The following is a 1180-nucleotide window of genomic DNA, read 5'->3' as shown; positions in this document are numbered from 1 at the left end:
ATACCAAATTATGCAATAGAACCTATTAATATCTTTCTCTCTTTTCATCTCTGCAATGATATGAGACAATGCCACCTAAAAACAAACTACTCTCGAAAGGAGAATCAATGTGTATAAAAAAATCATCCCAGCTGTTACAGTGATATTCGGTTTTTGGATTCTTCTTCAATTAGCATTTAGCATCAATATCTTTCACAATCCAATGAATTATTTTATTGTGATCACTCTCTTTTTTCTTTGTATTCAGGCTACATTGAAGCATAGGAAATAAAAAAACCCGAACAAGCGAATCCCACGCTCATCCGGTCCAGTCATTTCTTTATTACACTTCTTCACCATTCGTTGCGATGACGTTTTGATACCAAGTAAACGAATCTTTTTTGAGTCTCTTCATTGAACCATTACCTTTGTTATCACGGTCAACATAAATCATGCCGTAGCGTTTTTTCATTTCACCGGTTGATGCGCTGACAAGGTCAATTGGGCCCCAGCTTGTATAGCCGATCAGATCAACGCCGTCTGCGATCGCTTCTCTAGCCTCAAGCAAATGACTTCTTAGGTAATCAATTCGGTAATCGTCTTGAATGGAGCCGTCTTCTTCTACTTGATCCACAGCACCCAATCCATTTTCTACGATAAACAATGGTTTTTGGTAGCGGTCATATAGTTGGTTTAGTGTTGTACGAAGTCCTTTTGGATCAATTTGCCAGCCCCAATCACTTGCTTCTAAATAAGGGTTTTTCACGCCTTCAAATAGGTTGCCACCAGTAACTTGTCCAAGAACCTCTGGATCTGTACTTGTCACAAAACTCATATAATAGCTGAAGCCAATATAGTCGACTGTATGGTTTCTTAGAATGTCTTCGTCACCGTCTTGGAATTCAATGTTGATGTTATTTTCCAGGAAATAACGTTTCATGTATCCAGGGTAATAGCCTCTTGCCTGTACATCTGAGAAGAACAATGTTTTACGATCTTGATCAATCGCAGCAAACATATCTTCTGGTCTTGAGCTGTACGGATAAGTTGTCATCGCTGCAATCATACAACCGATTTTCGCATCTGGAATGATTTCGTGTCCTGCTTTAACAGCTAGAGCACTTGCAACAAATTGGTGATGCGCTGCTTGATATTGAATGCTTTTCTCGTCTTCGCCTTCTTCAAATACAAGGCCGCCCCC

1 protein-coding gene is annotated in these 1180 nt (G+C 39.7%); it reads right to left on the bottom strand.

All coding sequences use genetic code 11. From position 1 onward, the window contains the following. Positions 1-322 precede the first annotated feature (322 nt). A partial coding sequence (locus tag V7659_RS31665; protein ID WP_335543935.1) for a family 1 glycosylhydrolase occupies positions 323-1180 on the bottom strand: 858 nt, incomplete at its 5' end.

Origin of the sequence: Neobacillus drentensis (assembly GCF_036966985.1) — a bacterium.
GTDB classification, from domain to species: domain Bacteria; phylum Bacillota; class Bacilli; order Bacillales; family Cytobacillaceae; genus Neobacillus; species Neobacillus drentensis_E.
Note: the sequence above shows the minus strand (reverse complement) of the source record. Positions and strands in the feature narration are given on the sequence as shown.